The following is a 15,352-nucleotide window of genomic DNA, read 5'->3' on the forward strand; positions in this document are numbered from 1 at the left end:
GGTCCACCTTTGTCCCTCACTCGACGCGGGGTCGAACGGGTGTTCGGCTCAACGTCGCGCGGGGGCACAGACGGCCATTAAGGCGACTTTTAGTTAAATGCGACTTAACCGGATGCGATCCCCTGCAGCGCGGGAAGTGCCTGTGGCGTAGGGCTTTTTTAAGATGACATTGGACCGCCAAAGCGGCTTTTCTGTCCCATCATGGGACATTCCGGTATGCCGCTCCAGCGCGGCATACCGGAATATATTCAGGGGAGAATTTCCTTGCAGATCGCCCCGTAATCGCGCGGGGATCGAGCAAAAACCATCTCTCAGTAGCTGAGCTTCGGATACCAGTCCTTGCCGCGTCCTTCAGGCGTCGTGTCGAGCAAGGTCCACAGCGGATCCATGTCCGGCGCGCCGCGCGGGTCCTGGCCGGGGTCCATCGTGCCCGCCCCCATTTCGCCGGCCCAGAAATGACGGATCGTGCCGTTGTGGCGTGTGAAGACATTGTAGCCCGGCAGGTCGCTGTCATCCTTGTTGACATAGTCGCGCGTGTAATCGCCCGATGCATCCGAGTAGATCCTGTGACGCGTCCAGCCGCGCGCCTTCTTCGCCTCGATCAGGCGTGCGATCGGCGAGCGCGCCACGAACACGAACGACACGCGCTGCTCGATATCGGGCAGCTTCTCCTCCCACGTGCCCATGAACGATGTGCACATCGGACACGGCTTCTCGCGCTGCGGGCCGTACATGTAGCTGTAGATGATGAGGGTCGGCTTGCTGCCGAACAGATCGGCGAGCGATGTCGCACCGGCCTCTCCGATGAACTCATAGGACTTGGCCACCTCGCCGCCCGGCGGCAATGCGCGGCGCAGCGCGGCGACGCGCTCGATATGCCGGCGCAGCTCGATCTCTTCGACGAGCAATTCCTGGCGGGCGCGGCGATACTCGGCGCTCTCATTGGGAAAGCGCCTAACATTGGTCGTGGCGAGCTCGGTGGCGGGCTTGAGGACGGAACTGGTCATGGTTGGAACCTCGCGTGGTTGACGGGCTGTCTGGAAGACGAGCCGGCCCCGGACGATCCGACACTCAACGGCGAGGATTTATTGCAGTTCCGGCGGCGAGGAACGGTCGAGGATCTCGCCCTTTGCGCCTTCCAGCAGGTCGAGCGCGTAGGTCTCGATGGTCAGCGGCCCCCGCATGCGCTTGGCTTCGGCCACCGTTTCGATATGGGCGAAATTGTCGCGCAGCGAGGCCGGCATCGCCTGCTCGACCTCATGCACATAGAGCAGCTTGCCGGACAACTGCTCAGGGCTCGGCTCTGACATGTTGACCCAGCGAATGCGCTGGCCCTGCTGGGCGACGCAGGTGCCCTTGGGGAGATAGAAGGCGAGCCAGCCGGTGGTGCCGTAATCCGCCGCCAGCACGCAGCTCGCGCCGGTCCGCACGCGGGTCGCCTCGATCTCGTCCGCAAGCTCCGGCCAGCCGACACCGACGCTGCGCACGGTGGCGTCGCGGCGGTAGCCCGAGAGCAAACCGGTGTTGGCCTGCACGATCAGCAGCGCGAACAGCACGACGCCGAGGGGCGCGGCCCAGCGGCGGCAGAAATCGACCGTGCGCTGCTCGCGCGGCGCCCACTGCACCTGGACTGCCGCGACCGCGGCCGCTACGGCAAAGGCGGGATAGACCGGCGCGAACCAGTTGGCCTCGACCCGCGCATGCAATGCGTGCCAGGTGAAGTAGACGACGATGGTCCAGAACATCGTGTTGACCAGCACGCGCGCCTCCAGCGCGCCGGCGCGGCGCCGATAGAGCGCGTAGAGGCCCATCACGCCGAGGATGAAGACCAATGGCGTTGCGAACGCAAACTGGGTCGGGATCAGCTCGGCGATGTAGGTCGGCCGGAAATCCTCGATCCGCGCGCGGCCCATCTGCTTGATGAACGACACCCAGTGATGGTCGGCATTCCAGCGGATGACCGGGCTGAACAGGCCGAGCGCGACCAGGCCGCCGAGATAGAGCCAGGGCGACAGAAACCAGCGCCGCAGCTTCGGCACCATCGCAAGCCAGATCAGGATCGCCGGACCAAAGAACAGCGCCGAGTATTTCGACAGCAGCGCCGCGCCGGCGCTGGCGCCGACCGCAAGCCACCATTCGCCGCGACCGCTCTCCAGCACCTTTGCCAGCGCGTACAGCAGGAGGCTGGCAGCGACCAGCAGCGGCGCATCTGGCGTCACGATCAGCGTGCCGACGGCGGCCATCAGCGTGACATTGAGCAGGATGGTTGCGCTCGCGGCGATGCGCCGGCCGCCGAACAGGATCTCGGCCGCCCGGTAGATCGCCCAGCTCATCGGCAGTGCGAGCAGGATCGACACCAGCCGCACGCCGAACGGCGTATCGCCCGCGATCATGGTGCCGAGCCGGATCACCACCGCCACCATCGGCGGATGGTCGTAATAGCCGCCGGCGAGCGACTTCGACCACATCCAGTAATAGGCTTCGTCGAAAGTCAGCGGCGTCCATGCAGCGGCGGCCAGCCGCAACACGACCAGCGCGCACACCGCAAGCGCGGTGTTTCGGGCCAGCCGCGCCTCGTCCGCGTTCATGCCACCGTCATCGCTTGCGCCAGACGAACAGCCCGGACATCGCGTAATTCCACACCACGCCCATCAGCGCGCCGGCTGCGCCCGCCAGCCACCAGATCGGCTCCTGGTCGTAGACCGAGAACGCGACGCCGACATTGGCGAGCAGGCCGACGCTGCAGACCAGATAGAACAGCAGCAGGCCGCGCAGGATGCCAAAGCCCTTCAGCCGCTGATCGCGATAGGTCAGGAAATTGTTGAGGATGAAATTGCTGGTCATGGCGACGATCGCACCGGTGGCCTGGGCCTCCGGGAATGGCGCCTTGAACAGTTCGAGCGCGATGAACAGCACGGTGAGGTGCACCACCAGGCCGAGCCCGCCGACCGCCGCGAACAAAATGAAGCGCAGCGAGATCAGATCATTGGTCAGCTTCGCCAGCACCAAACCGAGGAAGTCGAGCGCGACCATGGAGTCGAGCTTGCTCTCGCCATGCTGGCGGGCACCGAACGTGTAGGGAATCTCGACCGCGCGCAGCTTGCCCTCCGCAGTCGCTACGACGTCGAGCAGAATCTTGAAGCCCTGCGTCGACAGCTGCGGCGCGAGCTGCTCGAAACGGTCGCGGCGGATCATGAAGAAGCCGCTCATGGGGTCGGCGATCTCGACCTTCAGCGCGCGGCGCGCGATCTCGGTGGCGAACGCGCTGGCACCGGCGCGCTGCTTGTTGAAGCCGTCGGCCTTGTAGCCCTCGATGTAGCGGCTGCCGACCACGAGCTCGGCCTCGCCGCTCTGCAGCAGCGCCACCATCTTCGGCAGCTGGGTCTCGTCATGCTGCAGGTCGGCGTCCATCACCGCGGCATAGGGCGCGCTCGAGGCCAGAATGCCCTCGATGCAGGCGCCGGACAGGCCGCGCCGGCCAATCCGGCGGATGCAGCGCACGCGGGAATCCTTCCGCGCCAGCGCGCGCACCACGTCCCAGGTTCCGTCGGGCGAATTGTCGTCGACGAAGATGACTTCCCAGGACACGTCCTTCAGGATCGCGTCGAGCCGGCGGTACAGCACCGTGACATTGTCGCGTTCGTTGAAGGTCGGGACGACCACCGAAAGCAGCGGCAAGCTTGCTGCCTGCGATGAGGTTTCGGGGCTCGGCTTGATGGCTTGGTTCATGAGCGCCAGCGTATAGCCGCAGCCTCTCCCGCTGCCAAGGCAGGCCGACCCAAACGCACGCTCGGAAAGCGGGAAAACGGGGCAAAACACCCCTGAAAATGCCAACGACCACGAACAAGGGGCGCGCGTACATCCGGCGCAGCCAATCAATGTCGTGGTCGTCCGGCGCCGGAGCCCTGAAGCTGCAACGTCGCCGTTGGAAGCAAGATAGGAAGGTCCCAGGCGGTCCGCAAGGGGCGCAGGAGGCGCTAGTTGTTCGGGACTTCCCGGATCACCGGGCCGCGTGGCGCCGGGGCTGCCGGCGCGGCCTCGGCAGCTGGAGCCGCCTGCGGCTGTGCGGCGGACCGGGTCGGGTTACGGAGCTGGCTCGGCGACGGCCCGTAGATGAACGCCGCCGCCAGCGCGACGGCCGCGACCAGTGCGCCCAAGAAACCTGCCGTCGATTGTGATCTCATGCCGATGATCCCCTCGCCTGCGCGGATTGATATCAAAAATCGGCCGGCCGCAACAGGATTTGGGAACCTATTTGGCCGCGGCCCTGCGCCGGGTGAAGGCGGTCACGATGTCCTTCTGCGCGAGCTCGATCGCACGGTTGGCGGTCGTCAGATTCGCGTCGGCGTCCTGCTTCGGAAATTGCAGCGACAGGAAGTCGATCAGCGACACACGGAAGTTCTGCCGCTCCGACGGACAGACATTGGCGATCAGCGAGGTGAACTCCTGGTCGGACATCGCCTTGTTGCTGTCGCGGGGATATTCGCGGGCGAGACAATTCCAGTAGGCGTCGCGGCCGGTGATCGCGAGCTTGTGCGCATCGTCGACCTCATCGGCCATTGCAGCGGAGGATATGGCGGCGGAGGACATGATCAAGAGGGCGGCCGCAACCAGCATGCGCATTGTTGTTCTCCATTTCGGCGCATCGTAGCGAAGAGCGACAGCGACGATAAGCGCCGCCGTGCCGATCTGGCAAACTGGCCAATCACGATTATTTTGATTAGTCTTGCTTCCTGTTCCCTCCCTCACGATGAGTGCAGTCGTGGCCAAAGCTCCCACCAAGGCGACCAAAACCAAGACCGACGCAGGCAACATCTATATCGGCATCGGCGGCTGGACCTTCGAGCCGTGGCGCGGGGTGTTCTATCCGGAGAAGCTCGCGCAAGCGAAGGAGCTGTCCTACGCCGCCTCCAAGCTGACCTCGATCGAGATCAACGGCACCTATTACGGCTCGCAGAAGCCGGAGAGCTTTCGCAAATGGGCCAGCGAAGTGCCCGACGGCTTCATCTTCTCGCTGAAGGGACCACGCTTCGCCACCAACCGCCGCGTGCTCGCCGAGGCCGGCGATTCGGTGAAGCGGTTCTATGATTCGGGCGTGCTGGAGCTGAAGGACCGGCTCGGGCCGGTGCTCTGGCAGTTCGCGCCGACCAAGAAGTTCGACGGCGCCGATTTCGGCAAGTTCCTCGAGCTGCTGCCGCGCAAGCTCGACGGCCGCGCGCTGCGCCACGTCGTCGAGGTCCGCCACGACAGTTTTTGCGTGCCCGAATTCGTCGCCCTCATTCGCGAGCACGAGGTACCGGTGGTGTTCGCCGAGCACGGCAAATATCCGGCGATCGCCGACGTCGCGAGCGACTTCGTCTATGCGCGGCTGCAGAAGGGCAATGACGAATTGAAGACCTGCTATCCGCCGAAGCAGCTCGACGCCTGGGCCAAGCGGTTTCAGGACTGGGCCGCCGGCAGCGAGCCCGACGACCTGCCGAAGGTCGAGAAGACCGCGCCCAAGAAGGCGCCGCGCGACGTGTTCGCCTATGTGATCCACGAGGGCAAGGTCCGCGCGCCGGCCGGCGCGATGGAACTGATCGAACGGGTGAAGTGAGCGAGAACCGATGGCGAAGGCCAGGAAGCTGTTCACCATCGGCTACGAGCAGACGCCGTCGAAGGCGGTGCTCGACGAGCTCGAGCAGGCCGGCGTCAAGCTGCTGGTCGACGTCCGCGCCATCGCCTCCTCGCGCCGGCCCGGCTTCTCCAAGACCCAGCTCGCCGCCGGTCTCGACGAGCGCGGCATCGGCTACGTCCATCTGCGCGGTCTCGGCACCCCGAAAAGCGGACGGGAAGCGGCACGCAGCGGGCAATATGCGCTGCTGCACAAGATCTATTCGGCGCACCTAAAGACGGCGCAGGCCAAGGAAGAGCTCGACGAGCTGTCGGCGCTGGTCAAGCAGTCCGGCCCGGTCTGCATCCTCTGCTACGAGCGCGACCACCAGCACTGCCACCGTCGATGGATCGCCGAGATCATTGAAGAGCGCGACGGCGTCAGGATCGAGAACCTGGCGGCACCGCAGCTCTAGCCTGCCTCGCCCGGCACGTTCAGCGTTCCCTCCATCATCGTCACGCAGCCGCCGCCGACATGCACCGAAGTGATCACGCCGCCTTGCTTGCGCACGCGCGTCAGCAACAGGCTCGGCCGGCCCATGTCGACGCCCTGCCCGATCCGCAGCCGCAATTCGCCATCGCGCGCGGGATCAATATCGGCGAGCAGCGCCGCGCAAGCCGCGGTCGCGCTGCCGGTGGCGGGATCCTCGGACAGGCCGCTGGCGCCCGGATGGAACATGCGCGCCTGCAGGTCGAGCGGCTGCTCGCTCGCCGGCACGTCGCGCGTGTAGAAATAGACCACGTCGCGGCCGATCTCGGCCAGCGTCCTGGCGAACGCCGCAGCATCCGGCCGGGCGCGCCTCAGCGCCTCGCGCGAGGCGATCTCGACCACCAGGAATGGCAGCCCGACCGAGACGACCTGCGGCGCGTGCCGATTGGTCTTCACATCAGCCGCCGTCAGCGACAGGCACGCGGCGGCGGCGGCCGCGCTGACCTCATTGGTCCGCTGTAGCGCCTGCGGCGCGGTCAGCTCGGCCCCGACCACATTGCCGCCGTCGGACAGGATCTCGACCGGCACGAGGCCCGCCTTCTCCTCGAACCTCAAGCGCGCCGGCGCCTTCGCGGCCCGGCTTGCCAGCACGAAGGCGGTGCCGACATTGGGATGGCCGGCGAACGGAATTTCCGAGCGCACCGTGAAGATGCGAACCTGGGCGTCGTTGACCTTGTCCTGCGGCGGCAGCACGAAGGTCGTCTCGGAATAGTTGAACTCGGTCGCGATCGCCTGCATCTCTTCGGTCGAGAGCCCTTCGGCGTCGAGCACCACGCCGAGCGGGTTGCCGCCGAAGGCGCGGTCGGTGAAAACGTCGACGGTGATATAGCGCCGCTGCATCCTGCTTGTCCTCGTGCTCCGGTCATTCCGATGACGTCACCGTACCACGGCCCGAGCGATGCCCTTCAGAGCACTCGGTACAATCGCGGGCAAGTCACATGCAGGCAGCTCGCGCGGCTTGAGGAGCCGTGCGTGATTGCCTCGGATCATGTGAGCGTCGCCGCCTACCCCAACTGCCAGACGTGCACCGGGTGCTCGTAGCCCCGCACCGGGATCTCGCCGCGCGACACCGCGTCCTTGCAGTCATCGCCGAGCGCCTCGCGCACCGCGGAGGAAATTAAAAACTGCGAGCCGAGCTCCTTGTTCAGCGCCTCGAGCCGCGCGGCAAAATTCACGGTGTCGCCGATCACGGTGTACTCCTTGCGCCGGGGCGAGCCGATATTGCCGGCGACGACCTCGCCGATGTGGACGCCGATGCCGATGCGCAGCGGCCAGCTCGTCGCCGCGTTGGTGCGCTCGTTCGCGGCGAGCATTTCACGCGCGGCGGCGACCGCCTGATGCGCGGCGTCGCCGGTCTCGAACGGGGCACCGAACAGCGCGAGAAAGCCGTCGCCCAAAAACTTGTTCACGATGCCGCCATGGCGATCGAGGATATCGACCAGCACGGCAAAGGCGCCATCGAGCCTGTCGACCACCTCCTGCGGCGAGCGGGTGCGCGCACCGGCCGTGAAGCTGCGGAAATCCACGAACATCACCGCAACACGGCGGATGTCGCTGCCGGTGCCGGCCCCCTCCGTCATCAGACGTTCGACCACCTGCGGCGAGACGTGCTGGCCAAACAGGTTGGTGATGCGATCGCGCGCGGTGGCGGCCGCGATGCTGGCCGCGAACTGCCGGCGCAGCTGCATGCCGACTGCGCCGGCCAGCATGCCGCAGATCAGGATGATCGCGCTGCGCGCGGCGTGATAGTAGATGCTGGTCTCGGCCGCGCCGCCGCCCGAGGGATGGAAGAACACCGCCATATAGAACAGCTCGACCGCCGCGACGAAGCCGGTGAAGGTCGAGAGCCAGAAGTCGAGCCGCAGCGTCGACAGGATGATGAAGACGAAATAGATCAGCGGCGCCACGAATCCGAGCGCCTCTTGCGGCCCCATGCTATTCATGTGCAGCGCCAGCACGACGGTCGGCAGCGACGTCTCGACGAGCACGCCGATGTAGCGCCGGACCACCGGCAGGTCGCGCCCCTTGCGCATGTGCCAGCTGATCGCCCCGTGCACCCAGAACTCGAACAGGATCAGCGGAATGGTGACGTAGAAGACGTAGACGGGGCTGAGGTTGCCGTGCCAGACGCGGCTGACCGCATCGGGCGCAAAGAAATACACCAGCAGACTGATCGCCGCGAGGGCAGCGGCGGTAGCGATCAGCACCTTGATGCGGAGCAACTCGGTGGTCATCACCTCGCGCATCAGGGCGTGATGGAAGTCGGCGGATACGGTTGTGTCTGCCGCTACGCTGTTTTTGTCCGAAGATTCCGCCATGCCTCCCACCCCGTCATTCCGGGGCGCGAAGCGAACCCGGAATCTCGAGATTCCGGGTTCGATGCTTCGCATCGCCCCGAAATGACGATCATTGATGGCATCCATCATAGCCTCAATCGAGCGTACGGCGGAAGCGCGTCACCGCGATCGTCATGGCGAACAGCATCAGGGCGACCAATGCGGCGGTGTCGTATTGCAGGTTCTGCATCGCCGCGCCCTTCAGCATGATGGCCCGCACGATGCGCACGAAATGGGTCAGCGGCAGCCCCTCGCCGATATATTGCGCCCAGACCGGCATGCCCGCGAACGGAAACATGAAGCCGGACAGCAGGATGCTCGGCAGGAAGAAGAACATCATCGAGAGCTGCATCGCCTGCAGCTGGTTCTGGACGATGGTCGAGAAGGTGTAGCCGATCGACAGATTGGTGGTAATGAACAGCGTGGTGAGCAGCGCCAGCAGCGTGAGGCTGCCGAGGACCGGCACGCCGAACAGCAAAATGCCGATGGCGATGATCAGCGTGGCCTGGATGAAGCCGACCAGCACATAGGGGATGATCTTGCCGAACATCACCTCGACCGGCTTGATCGGCATCGACAGCAGGCTCTCCATGGTGCCGCGCTCGATTTCGCGCGTCACCGAGAGCGCGGTGAAGATCAGCATGGTCATGGTCAGGATAGTTCCGACCAGACCGGGCACGATATTGAGGCGCGAGTCCGCCGCCGGGTTGTAACGGGCGTGGGCGCGGATTTCGAACGGCATGTCCGGGGGATCGCCGACGTGCAGATCATGCGCCAGCGCCGATTGCACCAGCGGCCCGAGTGCTCCGAGCGCCGAGCCCGACGCGACCGGGTCGGTGGCATCGGCGGCGACCAGCAGCGCCGGTCTGTCGCCGCGCCGCACCGCGCGCTCGAAGCCGCGCGGGATTTCGACGCCGAACAGCACCTTGCCGGATTGCAGCAGCTCGTCGAATTCCTCGACGGTGTGGACCTCGCGGACAAAATGGAAATAGGCGGTGTTCTCCATTGCCTTCAGGATCGAACGGCCGAGATCGCTGTCTTCCTGGGTCAGCACCGCGGTCGGCAGATTGCGCGGCGTGGTGTTGATGGCGTAGCCGAACAACGTCAGCTGCATGACCGGCAGCATGATGATCATGGCGAAAGAGACGCGGTCGCGGCGAAGCTGGATGAACTCCTTGACCAGCATCGCGTAGCTGCGCCGCCAGAAGCCGAATGCCGGCTCCCTCGCCTCGCTGTTCTGGATCGATTCCGTTGCGCTCATCGCAATTATCCCTGGAGATTATCCTTGGAAATTATCCTTGGAGCGCCCCATCAGATCGATGAAGACGTCTTCGAGCGACGGCTCGCTGGCCTGCCAATGCCACTTCGAATTGTCCCGATAGGGCGCGATCGCGGCCTCGACCGCCGCCTTGTCGCGGCCGGAGACGTGCAGGCTGGTGCCGAACGGCGCCACCATGTCGACGCCGGGCTTGTCCGTGAGCTCGGCCATCAGGCCGTTGAAATCCTCGCCCGTCACCGTCCAGGTCGACAGCGCGGACGCCGCGATCACCTCGTCCACCGTGCCATGGGCCAAGAGATGACCGTAGGCGATGTAGGCGATCTCGTGACAGCGCTCGGCCTCGTCCATGTAATGGGTCGAGACCAGCACGGTGAGGCCTTCGGCGGCGAGCGCGTGGATCTCGTTCCAGAAATCGCGCCGCGCCTTGGGATCGACGCCGGCGGTCGGCTCGTCGAGCAGCAGCAATTGCGGATTGGGCAACGTGCAGGCGCCGAGCGCCAGCCGCTGCTTCCAGCCGCCGGAAAGGTTGGCGGCGAGCTGCTCCTCGCGGCCCTTCAGCCCGATCCGCGCGATCATGTCGGCCGCGGCGCCGCGCGCGTCCGGCATGCCATAGAGCCGCGCCACGAATTCGAGATTCTCGCGCACCGACAGATCCTGGTAGAGGCTGAAGCGCTGCGTCATGTAGCCGACCTTGCGCTTGATCTTGTCGGCATCGCGCCGGATGTCGTAGCCGAGGCAGGTGCCCTCGCCGCTGTCGGGCGTCAGCAGGCCGCACAGGATGCGGATGGTCGTGGTCTTGCCGCTGCCGTTGGGACCGAGGAAGCCGTAGATCGAGCCGCGCTTGACCTGCATCGACAGGTCATGGACGACCTCGCGTCCGCCAAACGACTTGGTCAGCCCCTTCACATCGATCGCGATGGAGGGTGCGTCGGACCGCGCGCTGGTGGAGCCGCCGTTCATCTGCGCTCCGCCACCGGCGTCTTGGGATTGAGGTAGATGCTGATCGGCTGACCGACGCGCAGCACATCGGGCCGGCTCGGCCGCGCCTGGATCAGATAGACCAGCTTGTTGCGCTCATCGAGGCTGTAGATGACCGGCGGCGTGTACTCCGCCGTGGTGGCGATGAAGTAGATCTTTGCCGTGAGGTCGGCGGCGCAATTGTCGCAGGTCACCCTCACCTCGTCGCCGAGCGCAAGCTTCGGCAGCTCGGCCTCCGGCACGAAGAAGCGCAGCTTCATGTTGCCGGGCGGCATGATCGACAGCACCGGGCGCTGCGCCTGCACCATCTCGCCCTCGCGGAAATAGATCTGCTGGATCGAGCCCGCGATCGGCGCAAAGCCCTTGCGACGGTCGAGCCGGGTCTGCGAGGTGTTGACCCGCGCCTCCGCGACGCGCAGCGCCGAGACCGCGGAATCCAGATTGGCCTGGGTGCCGGCGCCGGTGCCGCGCAGCGAGGCCGCGCGGTCATAGCTCTGCCGCGCATTGGCGAGGGTCGCATTGTTCTGGTTGAGATCGGCGCGCTGCAAATCGTCGTCGACCGAATAGAGCAGATCGCCGGGCTTGACCTCGTCGCCTTCGCGCACATTGAGCTTGATGACGCGGCCGGATTCATCGGGGCTGACGAAGATCATGTCGGCCTCGACCCAGCCCTGGAAGCCGGGATCACGCTTCTCCTGGCAACCGGCCAGCGCCGCCGCCAGCACGACTGCGGTCACGAGCTTCATCATGCGCGAGCCGGTCATGGCTTGCTCCGTTCGCCGAAGATCAGATCGAGATGAACCTTGAACATCGCGAGGGCATCGAGCGGCGCGTGCCGGGCAAACAGGCCCTGCCAGATCACCGCGACGATCGCGGGCGCCACGACGAGTTGCGGAAACTGCGCGAGTTGGCGCTGCCTGATCTCGCCGCGCGTGATCGCAAGCTGGATCAGCGCCTGCATCGCGGCCATCCCCTTCGACACCACCTCGCGGAAATAGAAGTCGGCGATCGTCGGGAAGCGCGGCCCTTCGGAGACGATCAAACGGACGATGTCGCCGCGCCGGGTCGACACGATCTCGCGGATGAAGGTCTCGGCAAACCTCTCCACCGCATCGCGCACCGGGCCGGTGATGGTGGGCGGCGCGGCCATGCGATTGACCAAGGGCACGACTGCGGTGCGGATCAACTCCTCGAACATCGACTCCTTGTCCTTGAAGTACAGATAGAGCGTGCCCTTCGCGACGCCCGCCCGCCTGGCGACATCGTCGAGCCGCGTCGCGGCGAAGCCGCGCGCAATGAACTCGTCCATCGCCGCCTCGACGATCGCAGCGCGCCGCTCCGCCGATTTCTCGGCGCGGTTCGCAGCAGGCTTGGCCTCGGGCAGCTTTGCCGAGGCCACCTTCGGGATCCTCGCCGCGGCAGCCCGGATCGCGGTGGTCCGGCGCTTGGCGGGCCGGGAGCGGGTCGTCTTTTCGATGCGCTTTGTCATGGCCATAATATGACTGACCAGTCAGTCATTGTCAATATGTTCAGAGAAAACGCCTGCCGGCCGGAAGCGTTCCTGTCGGCCTTCCCGGCCCCTCAGGGTGCGCATAGATTCGCGATCTCGCGGCGCAAATGCCCGAATTTGCTGCTTATGTCCGCCCTATGGGGAACAGTGGGCGCTGGGAAAGCCGGGTGCCGATCGCACCCGCGGGCCCTGTGCAACAAAAAGGCACAGGGGTGGCACCACAGGTGTAACCGGAGCAATCCGGCTTTCCCTGCGCGATGCGCTACGGCTCACTTCGTGCTCTCCCCGGCGAGATTGGGGGGAATTTGATACAAGCGGTCCGCTGGGGGAACACCAATGAGCGATTGGTTACACAACCTTTCTGTGCCGTGGATGGCCTTCATCGTCTTCGGCTTCACCTACCTTGTTGCCATTCTCATTTTCGCAGGCGTTGCGATCCTGTCGACCAAGGAGCGCGCAACGTCTTTCAAATCGATCTCTCCCGGCATGTTGCCGGTGCTCGGCATCCTTTTCGGCCTGTTTGTCGCATTCACCGCGGCACAGGTCTGGAATGACAGCGACCGCGCCACCGCGGCGGTGAGCCGCGAAGCCAGTTCGTTGCGGGCGGTCATCCTGCTCGCCGGCGGCCTGCCGCCGGAGCAGGAGGCGCGCCTGCGCGGCCTCGTTCGCGACTACGTCGAGGAAACGGTCGCCGTGGAATGGCCGATGATGGCGCGCCAGGCTGCATCGCTCAAGGCAGCTCCTCCTGCGCTGACCGCGGCGTTGCGGCTTGTCGTATCAACGCCCGCGCAAAACCCGGGCCAGCAGACGACGCAGCACGAGATCATCACCAATCTGAATTCGGCACTCGATGCGCGACGACAACGGATCATCGTCAGCCAGACGGAAGTCGACTCGATCAAATGGTGGTGCCTCTACCTTCAGGCCATCTGCGAGCTATTGGTCATTGCCCTTGTTCACTGCGACAACCGGTTGGGATCCGCCATCGCGATGGGACTATTCGCGACCGGCGTGGCCACATCGGTTCTGCTGATTGCCGCGCATGATCGACCATTCACCGGCCAGATATCGATTGCGCCGACGCCGTTGCTGCAGATCATGCCGGACAAGGAGGCGAGCCGATAAGCGCCGGACCGCACACGCGCGCTGTCCGCTAGGTGTGAAACTTCAGCCCATCGAGGATCTTGTCGACCACCTTGCGCTCGGCGCGAATAGCGAGGCCGACCAGGTTGAGCTCGCTGCGCGCGACCGCCCTCACCACCTCGCGGTTGGCGGCGTCATGCGTGGTCTTGAACATGTCCTCGGTGTAGAGCGCCGGCTGCACGTTGCGCGCCAGCGCGCGCTCCAGCGCCCGCGACAGCGCGGGCCCGTCGGCGCCGTAGATCAGGATCGGCTGGCCGATCAAAGAGAGATATCTGGTCCCCGACCCGTCCTGGTAATTCTCGCCGATACATTCGGGGAAGGAAGCCGCGATGCCGCCGGCAAGAAACGACGCCACGTTGAGCTTCTGCCAGACTTCCAAGTCGGTGCGGATCACGACCGCGATCTTGGTGTCGAACTGCATGGCGATAAATCTATCCGCAGGTTGACGACAAACGCCAGTTCTGACCGCGCATCCCTCATCTGCCCGCCAGGCGCTGACGTTAGTTTCTTGAGCAACCCACGGGCGGACCCTGCCCGCCTGAAGGGCGACGTCGCGGCTGGCGAAGCTGATATCGCTGCGGCGAAGAAGCTCAACCCACACGTCGACCGCTAGTCGTGCCACGTCGCAAGGGCCCAATCCCTGCCGGGACGGAAAGCGATAGTCAGCTCCTGCGCCGCGTAGTAGGCTTCGGGCGTTCGATGACCATCAGCATATTTCAGGGCATTGCATCATGATCAGCAAGGCCGATGTTGTTGTTATTGGTTCGGGCGGATTGGGCGCGGCCACAGCCTATTACCTGAGCAAGCGTGGAGGTCTCAGCGTCGCCCTTGTCGACAAGCATGAGATCGGATCGCAAACCTCGCCCCGCGCGGCAGGCATGGTGAGTTGTGCGCGCAAGAGCGACTTGATGATTGGCCTCATCAAGGACGCATGCCGCAAGATCGAGGCGTTCACGGAAGAAACCGGCCAGCCGCTCGACTGGGTGCATTCGGGCAGCCTCAAGATTGCGCGCCGGCCACAGGACGCCGAAGTGATCGAGGACGATTTCGCGCGCGGACGCCGCACCGGCCTCGACGTCGAACTGATCTCTCCGCAAGAGGCGAGCAGTCTCAATCCGTTCTTGCAGCCGACGGGCGTCGTTGCGGCGATGCGGATCGGCGACGACCGGTATTTCGACCCGGCGCAGGTTGCCGTCGGTTTCGCCACAGCCGCGGCGGCCAACGGTGCAATCTTGCTGCCGAAGACCGACGTGCGCGCCGTCAACATCGTCGGCGGCACCGTGATCGGCCTGACCACCGCGAACGGCGTCATTGAAAGTCCGGTTGTCGTCGATGCGGCCGGCGCGTGGACGCGGCAGGTCGCGGAGGCGAGCGGGATCCGCGTGCCGCTGGTGCCGACCCGGCAGCAGTTGATCGTCACCGAGCCTTTGGATGGCGTCCGTGCCGACCTGCCGATGATCCGCATCATGGACGCTGCGGTGTATGCCCGCCCATGTCAGGGCGGCTTCCTGTGGGGTGTCTACGAGGAAACGCCGCGCTTCTTCGATATGCAGTCGCTTGGGGCCGGCTTCGACGTCAAGGACATGCCGCTCGATATCGGCGTGCTTCATGCAGCCGCCGATGAGGTCAAGGACCAGCTCCCGTTCCTGCAAACCGCCAAGGTGCGGGAGTTTCGCGGCGGCATTCCGACGATGACCGCCGACGGCCATCATATTCTCGGTCCGGCCGCCGGCGTGACCGGCTTCTATTTTGCGAGCGGGTGCAACGTCGCCGGTCTGTCGATCTCGCCGACCGTCGGCGAGGCGCTTGCGGCCTGGATCGTGGACGGCAAGCCGCCCATCGATCTATCGCCGATGTCGGTCATGCGGTTCAAAGACCAATCGTGGTCCGAAGACCAATTGGAGCGCGACGCCGCCTGGCAATACCGGCACTTTTATGGCGCCGTCTGAACTCGGCAGCGCGCT

Annotated in this window: 16 protein-coding genes; 4 read left to right on the plus strand and 12 right to left on the minus strand. The window is 65.1% G+C overall.

Annotated features, from left to right (window positions below; translation table 11 throughout):
* Positions 1 to 311: 311 nt before the first annotated feature.
* From ACVMB1_RS17955 to ACVMB1_RS17975, 5 genes are all read right to left on the minus strand, one after another.
* Positions 312 to 1,007, minus strand: coding sequence for a DUF899 family protein (locus ACVMB1_RS17955; RefSeq protein WP_076828538.1), 696 nt, complete (start codon positions 1,005 to 1,007; stop codon positions 312 to 314).
* Positions 1,008 to 1,085: 78 nt separating this feature from the next.
* Positions 1,086 to 2,588: a glycosyltransferase family 39 protein gene (locus tag ACVMB1_RS17960; RefSeq protein WP_076828536.1), complete on the minus strand. Its 1,503-nt coding sequence runs from the start codon at positions 2,586 to 2,588 to the stop codon at positions 1,086 to 1,088.
* Between the two features lie 7 nt (positions 2,589 to 2,595).
* Positions 2,596 to 3,729 carry a glycosyltransferase gene (locus ACVMB1_RS17965; protein ID WP_076828534.1) on the minus strand — a complete coding sequence of 378 codons (1,134 nt, stop codon included), beginning with the start codon at positions 3,727 to 3,729 and terminating at the stop codon, positions 2,596 to 2,598.
* 248 nt (positions 3,730 to 3,977) lie between these two features.
* Positions 3,978 to 4,184: a hypothetical protein gene (locus ACVMB1_RS17970; RefSeq protein WP_057018442.1), complete on the minus strand. Its 207-nt coding sequence runs from the start codon at positions 4,182 to 4,184 to the stop codon at positions 3,978 to 3,980.
* 67 nt (positions 4,185 to 4,251) lie between these two features.
* Positions 4,252 to 4,623: a hypothetical protein gene (locus tag ACVMB1_RS17975; RefSeq protein WP_028339943.1), complete on the minus strand. Its 372-nt coding sequence runs from the start codon at positions 4,621 to 4,623 to the stop codon at positions 4,252 to 4,254.
* A 139-nt stretch (positions 4,624 to 4,762) separates the two neighbouring features.
* Here ACVMB1_RS17975 and ACVMB1_RS17980 point away from each other — a divergent pair, with 139 nt between their 5' ends.
* Together ACVMB1_RS17980 and ACVMB1_RS17985 are read left to right on the plus strand one after the other, a co-directional pair.
* Entirely contained in the window at positions 4,763 to 5,596 is an 834-nt protein-coding gene (locus tag ACVMB1_RS17980) for a DUF72 domain-containing protein (protein ID WP_076828565.1), read from the plus strand.
* 10 nt (positions 5,597 to 5,606) lie between these two features.
* Positions 5,607 to 6,068: a DUF488 domain-containing protein gene (locus ACVMB1_RS17985; protein WP_057018441.1), complete on the plus strand. Its 462-nt coding sequence runs from the start codon at positions 5,607 to 5,609 to the stop codon at positions 6,066 to 6,068.
* On the opposite strand, the gene ACVMB1_RS17990 is transcribed toward ACVMB1_RS17985, so the two are convergent.
* The 6 genes from ACVMB1_RS17990 to ACVMB1_RS18015 all read right to left on the minus strand — a co-directional run bounded on the left by ACVMB1_RS17990 (position 6,065) and on the right by ACVMB1_RS18015 (position 12,230).
* On the minus strand, positions 6,065 to 6,982 hold the full coding sequence (locus ACVMB1_RS17990; RefSeq protein WP_076828533.1) for a PhzF family phenazine biosynthesis protein: 918 nt from the start codon (positions 6,980 to 6,982) through the stop codon (positions 6,065 to 6,067). The two genes, ACVMB1_RS17985 and ACVMB1_RS17990, sit on opposite strands and share 4 nt — an antisense overlap.
* 164 nt (positions 6,983 to 7,146) lie before the next feature.
* A complete protein-coding gene (locus ACVMB1_RS17995) occupies positions 7,147 to 8,460 on the minus strand; it encodes an adenylate/guanylate cyclase domain-containing protein (RefSeq protein ID WP_076828564.1) in 1,314 nt (437 codons plus the stop codon).
* 112 nt (positions 8,461 to 8,572) lie between these two features.
* Positions 8,573 to 9,739 (minus strand): ABC transporter permease, encoded by a 1,167-nt coding sequence (locus ACVMB1_RS18000; RefSeq protein ID WP_456848776.1) that lies wholly within the window; start codon positions 9,737 to 9,739, stop codon positions 8,573 to 8,575.
* An 18-nt stretch (positions 9,740 to 9,757) separates the two neighbouring features.
* Complete coding sequence (locus ACVMB1_RS18005; RefSeq protein ID WP_076828530.1) at positions 9,758 to 10,717, minus strand: ABC transporter ATP-binding protein; 960 nt, start codon at positions 10,715 to 10,717, stop codon at positions 9,758 to 9,760.
* Entirely contained in the window at positions 10,714 to 11,499 is a 786-nt protein-coding gene (locus ACVMB1_RS18010) for an HlyD family secretion protein (protein ID WP_038388292.1), read from the minus strand. Before ACVMB1_RS18010 ends, ACVMB1_RS18005 begins: the two co-directional genes overlap by 4 nt.
* Entirely contained in the window at positions 11,496 to 12,230 is a 735-nt protein-coding gene (locus ACVMB1_RS18015; RefSeq protein WP_076828528.1) for a TetR/AcrR family transcriptional regulator, read from the minus strand. Before ACVMB1_RS18015 ends, ACVMB1_RS18010 begins: the two co-directional genes overlap by 4 nt.
* A gap of 351 nt (positions 12,231 to 12,581) precedes the next feature.
* Here ACVMB1_RS18015 and ACVMB1_RS18020 point away from each other — a divergent pair, with 351 nt between their 5' ends.
* Positions 12,582 to 13,370, plus strand: a complete 789-nt coding sequence (locus ACVMB1_RS18020) for a bestrophin-like domain (RefSeq protein WP_076828526.1) — start codon at positions 12,582 to 12,584, stop codon at positions 13,368 to 13,370.
* A 28-nt stretch (positions 13,371 to 13,398) separates the two neighbouring features.
* Here the strand turns inward: ACVMB1_RS18020 and ACVMB1_RS18025 are convergent, their stop codons facing one another.
* Positions 13,399 to 13,809, minus strand: a complete 411-nt coding sequence (locus ACVMB1_RS18025) for a DUF2000 family protein (RefSeq protein ID WP_076828524.1) — start codon at positions 13,807 to 13,809, stop codon at positions 13,399 to 13,401.
* A 310-nt stretch (positions 13,810 to 14,119) separates the two neighbouring features.
* Here ACVMB1_RS18025 and ACVMB1_RS18030 point away from each other — a divergent pair, with 310 nt between their 5' ends.
* A complete protein-coding gene (locus tag ACVMB1_RS18030; protein ID WP_076828522.1) occupies positions 14,120 to 15,337 on the plus strand; it encodes an NAD(P)/FAD-dependent oxidoreductase in 1,218 nt (405 codons plus the stop codon).
* Positions 15,338 to 15,352: the final 15 nt, after the last annotated feature.

The organism is Bradyrhizobium sp. USDA 4504, from assembly GCF_054063995.1.